This is a genomic window from Pectobacterium peruviense (genome assembly GCF_002847345.1).
In the GTDB taxonomy this organism is placed as follows: domain Bacteria; phylum Pseudomonadota; class Gammaproteobacteria; order Enterobacterales; family Enterobacteriaceae; genus Pectobacterium; species Pectobacterium peruviense.
This window is the reverse complement of the sequence record NZ_LXFV01000002.1, coordinates 14,125-27,548: the sequence shown is the minus strand read 5'-3', so window position 1 is coordinate 27,548 and position 13,424 is coordinate 14,125. Positions and strand designations below refer to the sequence as shown.

The 13,424-nt window shown below is 51.2% G+C and carries 11 protein-coding genes; 4 read left to right on the top strand and 7 right to left on the bottom strand.

From position 1 onward, the window contains the following. Positions 1 to 137: 137 nt before the first annotated feature. A complete protein-coding gene (locus A0G03_RS02810) occupies positions 138 to 1,037 on the bottom strand; it encodes a LysO family transporter (RefSeq protein WP_048260643.1) in 900 nt (299 codons plus the stop codon). Positions 1,038 to 1,347: 310 nt separating this feature from the next. Between A0G03_RS02810 and A0G03_RS02805 the strand changes: the two genes are divergently transcribed. Beyond that, complete coding sequence (locus A0G03_RS02805) at positions 1,348 to 3,012, top strand: ATP-dependent endonuclease (RefSeq protein ID WP_048260641.1); 1,665 nt, start codon at positions 1,348 to 1,350, stop codon at positions 3,010 to 3,012. Between the two features lie 122 nt (positions 3,013 to 3,134). Here the strand turns inward: A0G03_RS02805 and cspD are convergent, their stop codons facing one another. Continuing rightward, on the bottom strand, positions 3,135 to 3,356 hold the full coding sequence (cspD, locus tag A0G03_RS02800) for a cold shock-like protein CspD (RefSeq protein WP_039300708.1): 222 nt from the start codon (positions 3,354 to 3,356) through the stop codon (positions 3,135 to 3,137). A gap of 422 nt (positions 3,357 to 3,778) precedes the next feature. On the opposite strand from cspD, the gene clpS reads away from it, so the two are divergent. Both clpS and clpA read left to right on the top strand, forming a co-directional pair. Then, positions 3,779 to 4,099 (top strand): ATP-dependent Clp protease adapter ClpS, encoded by a 321-nt coding sequence (clpS, locus tag A0G03_RS02790; protein WP_048260639.1) that lies wholly within the window; start codon positions 3,779 to 3,781, stop codon positions 4,097 to 4,099. Positions 4,100 to 4,128: 29 nt separating this feature from the next. Then, the gene (gene clpA, locus A0G03_RS02785; protein ID WP_048260637.1) at positions 4,129 to 6,402 is read left to right on the top strand and encodes an ATP-dependent Clp protease ATP-binding subunit ClpA; all 2,274 of its coding nucleotides are present in this window, start codon (positions 4,129 to 4,131) and stop codon (positions 6,400 to 6,402) included. Positions 6,403 to 6,559: 157 nt separating this feature from the next. Here the strand turns inward: clpA and infA are convergent, their stop codons facing one another. From infA to trxB, 5 genes are all read right to left on the bottom strand, one after another. After that, positions 6,560 to 6,778 carry a translation initiation factor IF-1 gene (gene infA, locus A0G03_RS02780; RefSeq protein WP_002211347.1) on the bottom strand — a complete coding sequence of 73 codons (219 nt, stop codon included), beginning with the start codon at positions 6,776 to 6,778 and terminating at the stop codon, positions 6,560 to 6,562. 113 nt (positions 6,779 to 6,891) lie between these two features. Further along, positions 6,892 to 7,596 carry a leucyl/phenylalanyl-tRNA--protein transferase gene (aat, locus tag A0G03_RS02775; RefSeq protein WP_048260635.1) on the bottom strand — a complete coding sequence of 235 codons (705 nt, stop codon included), beginning with the start codon at positions 7,594 to 7,596 and terminating at the stop codon, positions 6,892 to 6,894. A gap of 33 nt (positions 7,597 to 7,629) precedes the next feature. Next, positions 7,630 to 9,369, bottom strand: a complete 1,740-nt coding sequence (gene cydC / locus A0G03_RS02770; protein ID WP_048260634.1) for a heme ABC transporter ATP-binding protein/permease CydC — start codon at positions 9,367 to 9,369, stop codon at positions 7,630 to 7,632. Next, positions 9,369 to 11,135 carry a heme ABC transporter permease/ATP-binding protein CydD gene (cydD, locus tag A0G03_RS02765; RefSeq protein WP_048260633.1) on the bottom strand — a complete coding sequence of 589 codons (1,767 nt, stop codon included), beginning with the start codon at positions 11,133 to 11,135 and terminating at the stop codon, positions 9,369 to 9,371. The genes cydC and cydD overlap by 1 nt, the downstream gene beginning before the upstream one ends. A 236-nt stretch (positions 11,136 to 11,371) precedes the next feature. Then, positions 11,372 to 12,334: a thioredoxin-disulfide reductase gene (gene trxB, locus A0G03_RS02760; protein ID WP_048260631.1), complete on the bottom strand. Its 963-nt coding sequence runs from the start codon at positions 12,332 to 12,334 to the stop codon at positions 11,372 to 11,374. Between the two features lie 590 nt (positions 12,335 to 12,924). Between trxB and lrp the strand changes: the two genes are divergently transcribed. After that, complete coding sequence (gene lrp / locus A0G03_RS02755) at positions 12,925 to 13,419, top strand: leucine-responsive transcriptional regulator Lrp (RefSeq protein WP_005967536.1); 495 nt, start codon at positions 12,925 to 12,927, stop codon at positions 13,417 to 13,419. The last annotated feature ends 5 nt before the right edge of the window (positions 13,420 to 13,424 follow it).

Genomic DNA, 13,424 nt, shown 5'->3' with positions numbered 1-13,424 from the left:
TCAGCCGAGGCAGGTAAAAAGGCTTTTTTAATGCAACTTTAGGTAAATTTGATTTAGCGCAAGTTTGGCGATGGGCAATGAAAATCACTCTCAATCACAGCCCATAAACGAGGAAGAAAACGATGAGGCTAGCGTTCTTAGGAGGTAAAGAATGCCATCAATATTGGCGCCGCGAGGCTTAATAAGAAACCATGTACGATGGCAGCGGGTACGATATCGACACCCGCGCTGCGTTGTAAAACAGGTAGCGTGAAATCCATCGACGTTGCGCCGCAGAGGCCTAATGCGCACGAGCGATTGCGCTGTGCCAGCGCAGGAATCAGCATAATCGCCAGCAACTCGCGAGTCAGATCGTTGAAAAATGCGGTACTGCCGATGACAGGGCCGAGGGCGTCGGTCAGCAGAATGCCTGACAGTGAATACCACCCATAGCCGGATGCCATCGCCAGACCGGTTTTCAGCGGCAGACCCAGAATCCATGCGGCGAGTAGGCCGCCACCGAGTGCGCTAATACCCACGATGAGTGCAATAATCAGACCGCGACGGTTTAATACGATCTGGCGTAGCGTCATCCCGCTGTTACGCAACTGAATGCCCACCAGAAATAATAGAAAGATCAGGGCATATTCGCTGCCTTTGCTGGCGTAAGTGAACCCCGACCATTGCGTTAAGCCGAGCGAAAAGCCTCCGAATACTACGCCGCAGAGTTTGGACGATTCAACGATCATACGCAGTCGGGAAGGCGGTGCAGCCTCCCTAAACTTGCTGTGCCACACGCTGCGTTTTTCCCATAGCCACAGCGCAATACCGTTTGCCGCGACAATACAGAATGCAAAAACGGCGGTGTAGCGAAAGATCAGTAACAAATTGCTGCTGAGATCTTCCAGAAAGGCCAGACTCATCCCCATTAAAAACAGAATAACGTACACCATCCAACTCAGTAGTTGGTTAATCAGCTGTAATGCTTTTTTGGCGCGCAGTGGTACCAGATAGCCAATGATGAGCGGTAATAAAATAATTAATAATCCTGAATACATCACAGAATTGATGTCCTTACGCGAGAAAAACGGCGCTAACCCGTATTTTAGGATTGGTAGGGGTGGCCGTAGTCAAACAATGAGGTTTTTCTTCTTCATTTCTACCTCGATGGGCGTGACACGGCGGAAACACAAACCGTGCGTTAACAACATCGCGGGATTCATCGGCTACACTTGGCGGGAAGAAAAACGATAATCTATTAAAATTAAACAAATTATCGGAGCGAGTAAAGCGCTGTCTGGCAGGATATTCTACTCGGTGGGGATCTTGTCAGCAGAAACCCGCAGGCAGTCGTTACAGGAGAGAAGAATGCATCTGGAAAGTATTGAAATCCTGGGGTTTCGGGGAATCAATCGTCTGTCGTTGCTACTGGACGAGAATAACGTGCTGATTGGGGAGAACGCCTGGGGTAAATCGAGCCTGCTGGACGCACTTTCGCTGCTGCTGGCACCGACGTTGCCGCTTTATCACTTTGATATGCAAGATTTTCACTTCACTCCGGGGGATGAAAACAGTCGGGAAAAGCACCTTCAGATTATTTTCACTTTTTGCGAGACGGCACCCGGTCACCATTTGTCTCCTCGGTATCGTTCGCTTAGCCCCGTTTGGGTGGAGGGAAACGAGTCGCTATACCGCGTTTTTTATCGGCTGGAAGGTGAAGTGGACGAAAGCCAGTCAGTCTTCACCTGGCGCAGCTTTCTGGACGCCGATGGGCATCCGATACCGCTAGATGATATTGACGAACTGGCCAGAGAAATCATCCGCCTGCATCCAGTGTTGCGGCTGCGTGATGCGCGCTTTATGCGGCGTCTGCGCTCCGGGACGCTGGCGGCGACGTTAGATAACAGCAATGAAAAGCTGGCTCAGCAGTTTGAGCAACTGATGCGTGAGCTGGTGCAAAATCCGCAGAAGCTGACGGATAAAGAGCTGCGTCAGGGCTTGGTGGCGATGCGGCAACTGCTGGAGCACTATTTTTCCGAACAGAACGCCACGGGTAATGATCGACGTCATCATCGTCATGCGCGAACCCACAACGGTAAATCGTGGCGATCGCTGGACAACATTAACCGCCTGATTGCCGACCCAAACAGCCGCAGTCGCCGAATTATCCTGCTAGAGCTGTTCTCCACGCTGTTACAGGCGAAAGGGTCTGTAGCGTTGGATCCCCACGCTCGTCCGCTCTTGCTGATTGAAGACCCAGAAACTCGGCTGCACCCGATTATGCTGTCTGTTGCCTGGGGACTCCTGACGCAACTGCCGCTCCAGAAAGTTACGACAACCAATTCGGGAGAGCTGCTGTCGCTGGTGCCCATGGAGCAGGTGTGTCGCCTGGTTCGGGAATCCTCACGGGTTGCGACGTACCGCATTGGTCGTCAGGGCATGAATGCGGAAGACAGTCGGCGTATTGCGTTTCATATTCGTCTGAATCGACCCGCTTCTCTCTTTGCTCGCTGTTGGCTGCTGGTGGAAGGGGAAACCGAAGTCTGGATGCTGAATGAACTCGCGCGTCAATGCGGCCATCATTTTGAGGCGGAAGGGGTAAAAGTGATTGAATTTGCCCAGTCGGGTCTCCGGCCTTTATTGAAGTTCGCGCGGCGTATGGGGATTGAATGGCATGTGTTGGTTGATGGTGACGACGCGGGGAAAAAATATGCTGCGACGGCGAAGAGTCAGTTAACGGTACAGGATGAAAGTGAGCGAGATCATCTGACGGTGTTGCCCGCATCGGACATGGAGCACTACATGTATCGTGAGGGGTTCAGTCAGGTTTATCACCGTATCGCACAATTGCCGGAGAAAGTGCCGCTATCGATGCATAAAGTCATCATCAGGGCTATCCATCGTTCATCCAAACCCGACCTGGCGATAGAAGTGGCGATGGAGGCCGCGGCGCTGGGCAGTGATGCGATCCCGCCACTCATTCGCAGCATGTTCTCTCGCGTGCTATGGCTCGCTCGCGGACGTGCCGATTAGATGAATGTGACGAGTATAAATAAAAATGCCGTTCAGTGTGCTGAACGGCATTTGTCGCATTATATTAATTTTTACTGTTTAGCGTCGTGTGTTCTGAGTAGAAGTGTAGGGTGTAGAAGGGGTCAGGATACGGCCTCGACGATTTGCGGGACGATCAGGCAGGCATGATTGCCTTTCGGCCCTTGATGAACATCAAACCTGACAACCTGTCCGGCTTTTAGAGTCCGGTAGCCATCCATTTGAATCGTTGAGTAGTGCGCGAAGATATCGTCACCGCCCCCTTCTGGACAGATAAAACCAAACCCTTTGGCATTATTGAACCATTTAACAGTACCTGTCTCCATGCATTGACATCCTTCGCAAGAGTATTCTTTTCAGTAAGGTGTGGTTATTTGGTTACTACGAATACGAATTGATTAAAACCCCATCAATTCATCCGTACACTTTAGTGAAATCGATCCCGGCGTCAAGCGATCCACCGCGTGGTGGCAAGGGGAGTTTGTCAAAGTTTGATGCAGATAACGCTATTGATGAACCAACAATCGTGTTGCGTAATCAAGATATCGGATGCAGGCCTTGAATTTTGCTTTCCGGGAACCATTTCATTCCTCAGGTGGTAAAATAAAAAGTAGACGTGCTACTGTAAATGTAGAGATACCCGTCATCTTTCAAGTCGCAGGCACGCATTTCCTGCTGCTCGGATTTATTGGGAATAAACAGACCAATGTCGCGAGTCGCGATATTCGTTACATGATGTGGATAGAGAATGGGAAACAAAAGTACGTGGTCACAATCGGAAAGCCTGACCGCCGATCAACAGAAAGAAAAATTGCAGCCGCCATCCATGTATAACGTGGTGTTGAATAACGATGATTACACCCCGATGGAATTTGTTATTGACGTTCTGCAAAAGTTCTTTTCTTATGATATTGAACGTGCCACACAGCTTATGTTAACTGTGCATTATCAGGGTAAAGCAATTTGTGGCGTATTCAGCGCTGAAGTGGCTGAAACCAAGGTCGTACAAGTCAATCGTTATGCCAGAGAAAACGAGCACCCGCTGCTCTGTACGCTGGAAAAAGCCTGAAGTCAGGCGATTTATTGGGAGAGGTGCCTATGCTCAATCAAGAACTGGAACTCAGTCTCAACATGGCTTTCGCCAGAGCGCGTGAGCACCGACACGAGTTTATGACCGTGGAGCACCTGCTGTTGGCTCTGCTCAGTAATCCAGCCGCCCGTGAAGCACTGGAAGCCTGCACGGTAGATTTAGCCGCGCTGCGTCAAGAGCTGGAAGCCTTCATTGAACAGACCACACCAACATTACCGCAGAGTGACGATGAGCGAGAAACTCAGCCGACGCTCAGCTTCCAGCGCGTACTACAACGCGCCGTCTTCCACGTGCAGTCTTCCGGCCGCAGTGAAGTGTCTGGCGCCAACGTTCTGGTCGCGATTTTTAGCGAACAGGAATCTCAGGCCGCCTACCTCCTGCGCAAGCACGACGTTAGTCGTCTGGATGTCGTGAACTTTATTTCTCACGGCACACGTAAAGAAGAATCCGATCAGGCACCTAGCGCTGAAAGTCCCGTCAATGAAGAACAGGCAGGAGGGGAAGATCGTATGGAAAACTTCACCACCAATCTGAATCAACTGGCTCGCGTCGGCGGTATTGACCCGCTCATTGGCCGGGAAAAAGAACTGGAGCGCACGATTCAGGTGTTGTGCCGCCGCCGTAAAAATAACCCGCTGCTGGTCGGTGAGTCCGGTGTCGGTAAAACCGCGATTGCCGAAGGGCTGGCCTGGCGTATTGTGCAGGGCGATGTACCGGAAGTGATGGCGGAGTGCACCCTGTACTCACTGGACATCGGCGCGTTGCTGGCCGGTACCAAATACCGCGGTGACTTTGAAAAACGCTTCAAGGCGCTGTTGAAGCAGCTAGAGCAGGATAAAAACAGCATCCTGTTTATTGATGAAATCCACACGATTATCGGCGCTGGTGCAGCGTCCGGTGGTCAGGTTGATGCGGCTAATCTGATTAAACCGCTGCTTTCCAGCGGCAAGATCCGCGTTATTGGTTCCACCACGTATCAGGAATTCAGCAATATATTCGAAAAGGATCGGGCGCTGGCGCGTCGTTTCCAGAAAATCGATATCACTGAACCTAGCGTAGAAGAAACGATACAAATCATTAATGGCCTGAAGCCGAAGTATGAGGCTCACCATGATGTTCGCTATACGTCAAAAGCGGTTCGCGCAGCGGTAGAGCTGGCAGTGAAATATATCAATGACCGACATCTGCCAGATAAGGCCATCGATGTGATCGATGAAGCGGGTGCGCGCAGCCGTTTGATGCCTGTCAGCAAGCGCAAGAAAACGGTTAACGTGAGTGACATCGAATCGGTTGTCGCCCGCATCGCCCGTATTCCAGAAAAAACCGTCTCCGCTAGCGATCGCGATGTGCTGAAAAACCTCAGCGATCGCCTGAAAATGCTGGTGTTTGGGCAAGACAAGGCTATCGAAGCGTTGTCTGAATCTATCAAGATGAGCCGTGCAGGGCTGGGTCAAGAGCGCAAGCCAGTAGGTTCTTTCCTGTTCGCAGGCCCTACAGGTGTTGGTAAGACGGAAGTGACGTTGCAGCTGGCAAAAGCGTTGGATATTGAACTGCTGCGCTTTGATATGTCCGAATACATGGAGCGTCATACCGTCAGCCGCTTGATTGGTGCACCTCCAGGCTATGTGGGCTACGATCAGGGCGGCCTGCTGACGGATGCGGTGATCAAGCATCCTCATGCCGTGCTGCTGCTGGATGAAATCGAAAAAGCGCACCCGGACGTCTTTAATCTGCTGTTGCAGGTGATGGATAACGGTACGCTGACGGATAACAATGGCCGTAAAGCGGATTTCCGCAATGTCATTGTCGTCATGACCACCAATGCGGGCGTGCGGGAAACACAGCGTAAATCCATCGGTATCATCCATCAGGACAACAGCACGGATGCGATGGAAGAGATCAAAAAGGTGTTTACGCCGGAGTTCCGCAACCGTCTGGATGGCATTATCTGGTTCAACCATCTGTCGACCGATGTTATTCAGCAGGTTGTCGATAAGTTTATTGTTGAACTCCAGGCACAGTTGGACGCGAAAGGCGTGTCGCTAGAAGTGAGCGATGAAGCGCGTGACTGGCTGGCAGAGAAAGGCTACGACAAGGCGATGGGTGCCCGACCAATGGCTCGCGTGATGCAGGAAAGCCTCAAGAAACCGCTGGCCAACGAGCTGCTGTTTGGTTCGCTGGTGGATGGTGGCTCTGTGACGGTAGAACTGGATAAAGAGACGCAACAGCTGACGTACGGCTTCCAGAGTGCGCAGAAGCGGAAAGCGGAAAGCGTTAATTAATCGATACCGTGTGTTACCTAAAAGGGATGCTAATGCATCCCTTTTTTACATCTCGTGCACGAGCCCTTCCAAAAAACAAAGCCCTTGCCATGAAGGAAAGGGCTGGAGAGGGAGTCACATCCTCATATACCGCTGGTATCAGCGATGAGCTAACCGGTTAACGGCTGCGGAAGACAATGCGGCCTTTACTCAGGTCGTACGGGGTTAACTCTACAGTGACTTTGTCACCCGTCAGGATGCGGATATAGTTTTTACGCATTTTACCGGAGATATGAGCGGTAACCACGTGCCCGTTTTCCAATTCAACGCGGAACATGGTGTTGGGCAGCGTATCAAGCACGGTGCCTTGCATTTCAATATTGTCTTCTTTGGCCATCGAATCCTCTAGGTCTAACTACCTTTATTTTTTAACCGCAAGATAATGCCGAAAAACCGACATTATGTAAAGAAGCGTTCACGTTTGGGGTGTTATTTACCCGTTTTTCTCTATTAAAAAGTGGGTTCTGCGAGCTTTTGTGGTAGCCAACAACCCTCATCGACAGCGATATCCTGCCATTGGGAAAGCTGTTGCAGAAAATGATCTCGTGGAATTTCACTCACGCCAAGCGAAGCCGTATGGGAGTTTAACACCTGACAATCAATCAGATTACCGCCGTGGCGAATAAAATGCTGTTGAAACGCCAGCAGCGCGTATTTTGAGGCATTATCCATGCGGCTGAACATTGACTCACCACAAAATAATCGCCCTTGTTCAATACCATATAACCCACCGACCAGTGCGCCATTGTGCCACACTTCGACGGAATGTGCTTTCCCAACCTGATGAAGCTGGCGATAAGCTGAAATTATGTCTGGCGTAATCCAGGTGCCATCATGGTGTTCATGCGCGCAGGCGTGAATAACATCATCAAATGCCTGATTCAGCGTGGCATGAAAAGTATGGCGCTTCAGAAATTTTTTCAGGCTGCGGCTAAGATGGAGTTCACCGGGAAACAGAACCGCACGTGGATTCGGAGACCACCATAAGATAGGCTCACCGGGGGAGAACCAAGGGAAAATACCTTGCCGGTAAGCCGCTTTCAGCCAGGCAACGGAGAGATCGCCGCCAACGGCCAGCAGGCCGTTGGGGTCATCCAGTGCATGATTCGGGTCAGGAAACTGAAGTGATTGAGACGATAACTGATATAGGCGCATGTTTTTCAAACGTTATGTTTCATTGAAATTGCCTTAAACGTGTTGGCGAAATTGCCAATAACGCCCTTGTTGTGCCATCAAAGCCTGATGGCTGCCTTGTTCGATCACTTTACCGTCATCCAGAATGCAGATGCGATCCATCGATTCTAAACCGTATAGCCGATGAGTGATGACAATTAAGGTCTTATCGGCACAGTGTTGGCGGAGCAGCAGCAGGATACGTTTTTCGGTTTCTGCATCCAACCCTTCAGTGGGCTCATCCAACAGAACTAACGGCGCATCGTGTAATAAGGCGCGCGCTAAAGCGATACGACGCTGTTCTCCACCGGATAGCTGACGGCCGCCTTCTCCCAGCCAGGCATTCAGCCCCTCATTTTCCAGCAGTTTTTCTAACCCGACCTGCTGTAATACCTCGGCCAGTTTTTCGTCCCGTGCTGTCGGCGCTGCCAGCAGCAGGTTATCGCGCAGCGTTGCGCTGAATATATGTGCGCGTTGTGGTACCACGCTCATCATGGCGCGGAGATCGTCTTCGCGCCAATCGGCAAGAGCGTGGCCGTTAAGTGCAATATCCCCGTATTCAGCATTCCATGCTCGAGTCAGCAATTGTAATAGCGTCGATTTTCCACACCCAGTACGACCCAACAGCGCCAGATGCTCTCCAGGTTGAATGGAAAGGGAGATATTTTGCAGCACAGGCTGTGGCTGACCAGGATAAGTGAAGCCGACATGTGAGAGTTCAAGCGAAGCCGCGCGCGAGGTTTCCGGACCATGTTCTGGGAATGTGACGTCAACGGGCTGACGAATGATTTGATCGACCCGAGCTGCGGACGCAATAACTTGCCCCATGTGCTGGAAGGCTACCGTGACGGGAGCCAGCGCCTCGAAGGCTGCAAGCGAAGCGAACACGAAGAGGGCGATCAACGCGCCGGGCTGTGGGTTACCGCCAACGCCATCGGCTGCCAGCCACAGAATCAGAGTAACAGTCAGCCCACTGCATAAAATCATCACCGCCTGAGACAGACCAGTAAGATTGGCCTGTTGGCGCTGGCGACGCAGCCAGTTAATTTCCACCAGTGCCAACTGTTGACGGACGCGATCGAGTGCACCGAAGACGGTTAACTCCGCCTGACCTTGGAGCCAGGTCGTTAACTGAAGGCGGTATTGTGCACGCAGCGCGGTCAAGTCCTGTCCGATGCCGTTCCCCGCCCGATAAAAGAGAACAGGCAGGCACAGGAGTAACGCCAACATAATGGCACCCAGCGTCAGAGCCAGTGAACTATCAATGAAGCTTAAACCGTAACAAACGATAAGAATGACGGCGAAGGCGCTGATGATGGGAGAAATAACACGAAGATAAAGATGATCGAGCGTATCAACGTCCGCTACGAGCCGGTTGAGTAGCTCGGCCTGACGAAATTGTGCTAGCCCTCCGGGGGAGAGCGGTAAAATGCGGGAGAATGTGAAAACACGCAAGCGCAGCAGAACGCGGAATGTGGCATCGTGGCTGACGACTCTTTCGCCATAGCGCCCAGCTGTACGCGCGATGGCTGCACCCCGCACGCCAGCGGCGGGCAGCATGTAGTTAAAGGTCAGTAGCCCGACGATCCCAGCCAGCGAAGCACCTGCCAGAAACCAGCCAGATAGCGCGAGCAGGCCAATGCTGGCCAGCAGCGTAGCAATCGCTAGCACTACACCCAGACTTAAATACCAGAAGTGCTGACGATAAAGCGCCAGAAACGGTTTTAATACCCGCATCGTTTTCACCTGAGCCATTACAGTGCCTCCTGTCGTTGTGCCAGCAGCGCCGCGAAGGGGCCTGTTTCAGCTCGGAGTGTTTGATAATCACCTTGTTGAACTAACCGACCGCCTTCCATCACCCAAATCGCATCATACTCGGTGATATCAGTGAGCTGATGCGTGACGAGCAGAGTGGTCTGGGAACGTGCAGCTTCGTTCAGCGCTGTCATAACGAGCTCCTCGCTATGAGCATCTAGGCTGGCTGACGGTTCATCCAGCAGCAGTAAATTACAAGGGTGAATGAGCGCACGGGCAACGGCGACGCGCTGTGCTTGCCCGACAGATAAACGTGCCGCTCCGTCACCGATCGTGGTTTCTAGCCCCTGTGGAAGCTGTGGTAAGAACTCTTGCACATAAGCGCGTTCAATCGCCTGTTGCAGCTCAATCATACTGGCTTGCGGGTTGCCCAGTAGAATATTGCTGCGCAGCGTCTGTTCCGGCAAATGGGGATTTTGTCCAACCCAGCTCAACTGTTTGCGCCATGATTCCGGCGTAAGCGCGTTCAACGCCTGACCATTCACGGTTAATGAACCGCGGTAAGGCAGGAACCCCAAGAGCGCATTAAGCAGTGAGCTTTTTCCTGCTCCGCTGATACCGACCAGCGCGATACGTTCGCCTGCGCGAATATCGAACGTCAACGGTTGAGTCAACGGTGTGCCATTCGGTGCGAGGACCACCAGGTCTTCTGCCCTAATGGCAATAGCGCTATCGCTGCTGAATTCGTGTGTGCCGAAGCCGACTGTCTCGCCTTCCTCTGCCAAAAAGGTCACTAGCGATTCTGCCGCGCCAATAGCTTGGGCCTTGGCATGATAGAACGTGCCGAGATCGCGTAGAGGCTGAAAGAATTCCGGTGCCAGAATCAGCACGAGAAAACCGGCGAAGAGCGTCACGCCCATGCCATAATGTCCAAAGTTCAGCTCTCCGAGATACGAGAAACCAAAATAGACGGCGACAACGGCGATCGAAATGGAGGCAAAAAATTCAAGCACACCCGAGGAGAGAAATGCCATGCGCAGCACTTCCATAGTGCGGCTACGGAAATCTTCAGAAGCCTGCCGGATTTGTTCGGTTTCAGCCTTGCCACGATGAAACAGACGTAGCGTTTCCATCCCGCGGAGACGGTCGAGGAAGTGTCCGCTTAGGCGCGCCAACGCCAGAAAGTTACGTCGGTTGGCATCCGCTGCACCCATACCGACCAGCGCCATAAAAAGAGGGATGAGTGGTGCTGTCAGAAACAGAATCAGACCTGCTGCCCAGTTGATCGGAAAGATCGTGATCAAGATAAGCAGCGGGATCAGTGCAGCAAGATACATTTGCGGCAGATAGCGGGCGTAATAATCCTGCATATCATCAACCTGCTCAAGAATCATCGTTGCCCAACTGCCAGCGGGTTTACCCTGTACCCAGGCTGGGCCAAGCTGTTGCAATCGATCCAGTACCAACTTACGAATTTGCTGCCGAACGGCTTGTCCGCAAAGAAAACCAACACGCTCGCGTACCACACTATTGAGAGCACGTAGAATAAATGTAGCGATCAGAAGGAGGAAGGGCGAGATCAGGCATTCTCGTGGAGCATGATCGATGATCAAGGCATGAAGCAAAGTGGCTAACAGCCAGGCTTGTGCCACGATTAACGCGCCGCTCAGGAATCCAAGCAGCAGTGAAAGCCGTAGCCAACGTTGCGCCAGTTTACTTTGCTGTTTCAGCCAGGCGGTCAGTTCTTGCTGTCTGGTTTTTTTCATCAGGCACCAGTTCGTTATGTTGCAGAAATGGACTTAACAGAAAACAACTCTCATGTAACTGTTAGGTAACAAAATTATCTTCTATCATGCAGAATGACGCCATGTTACCGCGACAGAGACGCGCTGCAAATGAAAAGGAGAAGGGAAATGGGGGAGACGATCAATTTTTGTGTCGCGGGAGGCAAACCGGAAGGAAGAAAACGGAACGGCAGTTGCCGCTCCGTTTCAGTATCGTATTACTTATTGACGGTCAGTCCGTCCAGGTAACGTTCTGCATCCAGTGCAGCCATACAGCCTGTACCGGCTGAGGTAATAGCCTGACGATAAATGTGATCCATCACGTCACCTGCTGCAAAAACGCCAGGAATGCTGGTCTGTGTCGCATTGCCGTGAATGCCGGATTGTACTTTGATATAACCGTTTTCTAGTTCCAACTGACCACCGAACACGGCCGTATTCGGGCTGTGGCCGATAGCAATAAATACGCCAGCCAGTTCCAGTTCTTCTGCGACATCGCTTTGTGTATCGCGGATACGCACACCCGTTACACCCATGTTATCGCCCAGCACTTCGTCCAGCGTACGGTTGGTATGCAAGACGATGTTGCCGCTTTTGACTTTATCCATCAGACGGTCAATCAGGATTTTCTCTGAACGGAACGTCTCGCGACGGTGGATCAAATGCACTTCCGCAGCGATGTTAGACAAATACAACGCCTCTTCTACGGCTGTATTCCCACCGCCAACAACGGCGACTTTCTGATTACGGTAGAAGAACCCGTCACAGGTTGCGCAAGCGGAAACGCCTTTGCCTTTAAACGCGTCTTCAGATGGCAGGCCAAGATAACGCGCTGAGGCGCCTGTGGCGATGATCAGCGCGTCACAGGTGTACTCGGCGCTATCACCGAATAAACGGAATGGACGGTTCTGCAAATCAACGCGCTCAATATGATCGAAGATCACTTCGGTATTGAACTTGGTCGCGTGTGCGTGCATACGCTCCATTAACAGCGGGCCAGTTAAATCATCGGCGTCGCCCGGCCAGTTTTCTACTTCGGTCGTGGTCGTCAGCTGACCGCCTTTTTCCATACCAGTGATTAATACTGGCTGTAAATTCGCCCGTGCAGCATAAACTGCGGCAGTATAGCCAGCAGGGCCTGAACCCAGAATCAATAACTTGTGATGTTTAACGGTACCCATGCTTTCCTCATTTCATGACGGCGGATAATGCTCATACGGATGGTTCCTACGACAACGGACGTCCTTACTATGAACAATTTATAACGATGAACATATCTACCACGAACAATGAGAACGATTGTAAGGAAATTACAGGAGTAAAAAAAGTATGCAGAAAAGTTACTGGCTATTTGTTTAATCGTTAATGACGATGATGATGACAAATCGCTGAAAAATCAGCCACATTCATAAGTAAAATGATTGAAGTCACCTTGGTGAATGGCTCTGGCTTATCCAATCTGGCAGTTTCTTCTGATTTTCATTGTTTTGCTTTGACAATCGGCTGTGCATTTGCGAAAACATCTGGGTAAGAGGAAATTTTTTGTATGTGGACAGTTAAAAGCTCGGCTTTTTATTCGTTTTTGCGCAGATAGGCCTTTGGGCTACGGATATGACGTGATGGCCTTCTTCGCGGTGAGTGAGGCGATAACGAGAAGTTAATGACTGTTGATATACAAAATAGGCAGCGTGTCTTCTTTAAGGGTAACTCTGATACATGAGGTCTATCGGGGTAAAGCGTGTGCAGGGAAAAGTGAAGAGAGACAATAATAATGGTAGACACTAAAAAACGGCCAGGAAAAGATCTCGATCGTATTGATCGTAACATCCTGAACGAATTGCAAAAAGATGGGCGTATTTCCAATGTCGAGCTTTCCAAACGGGTTGGGCTGTCACCAACGCCTTGTCTGGAGCGTGTGCGTCGTCTGGAAAGACAGGGTTTCATTAATGGCTACACAGCGCTGCTAAACCCGCATTATCTGGATGCGTCATTGCTGGTTTTTGTTGAAATAACGCTAAACCGTGGTGCGCCTGATGTGTTTGAACAGTTTAACTCTGCGGTGCAGAAGCTGGAAGAAATTCAGGAATGCCATCTGGTTTCCGGTGATTTTGACTACCTGTTAAAAACACGCGTGCCGGACATGTCCGCTTACCGTAAGCTCCTGGGCGAAACGCTGCTGCGTTTGCCGGGTGTAAACGACACCCGTACTTACGTGGTGATGGAAGAAGTGAAGCAAAGCAATCGTCTGGTCATTAAGACGCGCTAAACGTG

Bases quoted from the DNA above. Each gene is read 5' to 3' on its own strand.
- A0G03_RS02810 (WP_048260643.1), bottom strand. From the start codon at position 1,037: ATGTATTCAGGATTATTAATTATTTTATTACCGCTCATCATTGGCTAT.
- A0G03_RS02805 (WP_048260641.1), top strand. From the start codon at position 1,348: ATGCATCTGGAAAGTATTGAAATCCTGGGGTTTCGGGGAATCAATCGT.
- cspD (WP_039300708.1), bottom strand. From the start codon at position 3,356: ATGGAGACAGGTACTGTTAAATGGTTCAATAATGCCAAAGGGTTTGGT.
- clpS (WP_048260639.1), top strand. From the start codon at position 3,779: ATGGGAAACAAAAGTACGTGGTCACAATCGGAAAGCCTGACCGCCGAT.
- clpA (WP_048260637.1), top strand. From the start codon at position 4,129: ATGCTCAATCAAGAACTGGAACTCAGTCTCAACATGGCTTTCGCCAGA.
- infA (WP_002211347.1), bottom strand. From the start codon at position 6,778: ATGGCCAAAGAAGACAATATTGAAATGCAAGGCACCGTGCTTGATACG.
- aat (WP_048260635.1), bottom strand. From the start codon at position 7,596: ATGCGCCTATATCAGTTATCGTCTCAATCACTTCAGTTTCCTGACCCG.
- cydC (WP_048260634.1), bottom strand. From the start codon at position 9,369: ATGGCTCAGGTGAAAACGATGCGGGTATTAAAACCGTTTCTGGCGCTT.
- cydD (WP_048260633.1), bottom strand. From the start codon at position 11,135: ATGAAAAAAACCAGACAGCAAGAACTGACCGCCTGGCTGAAACAGCAA.
- trxB (WP_048260631.1), bottom strand. From the start codon at position 12,334: ATGGGTACCGTTAAACATCACAAGTTATTGATTCTGGGTTCAGGCCCT.
- lrp (WP_005967536.1), top strand. From the start codon at position 12,925: ATGGTAGACACTAAAAAACGGCCAGGAAAAGATCTCGATCGTATTGAT.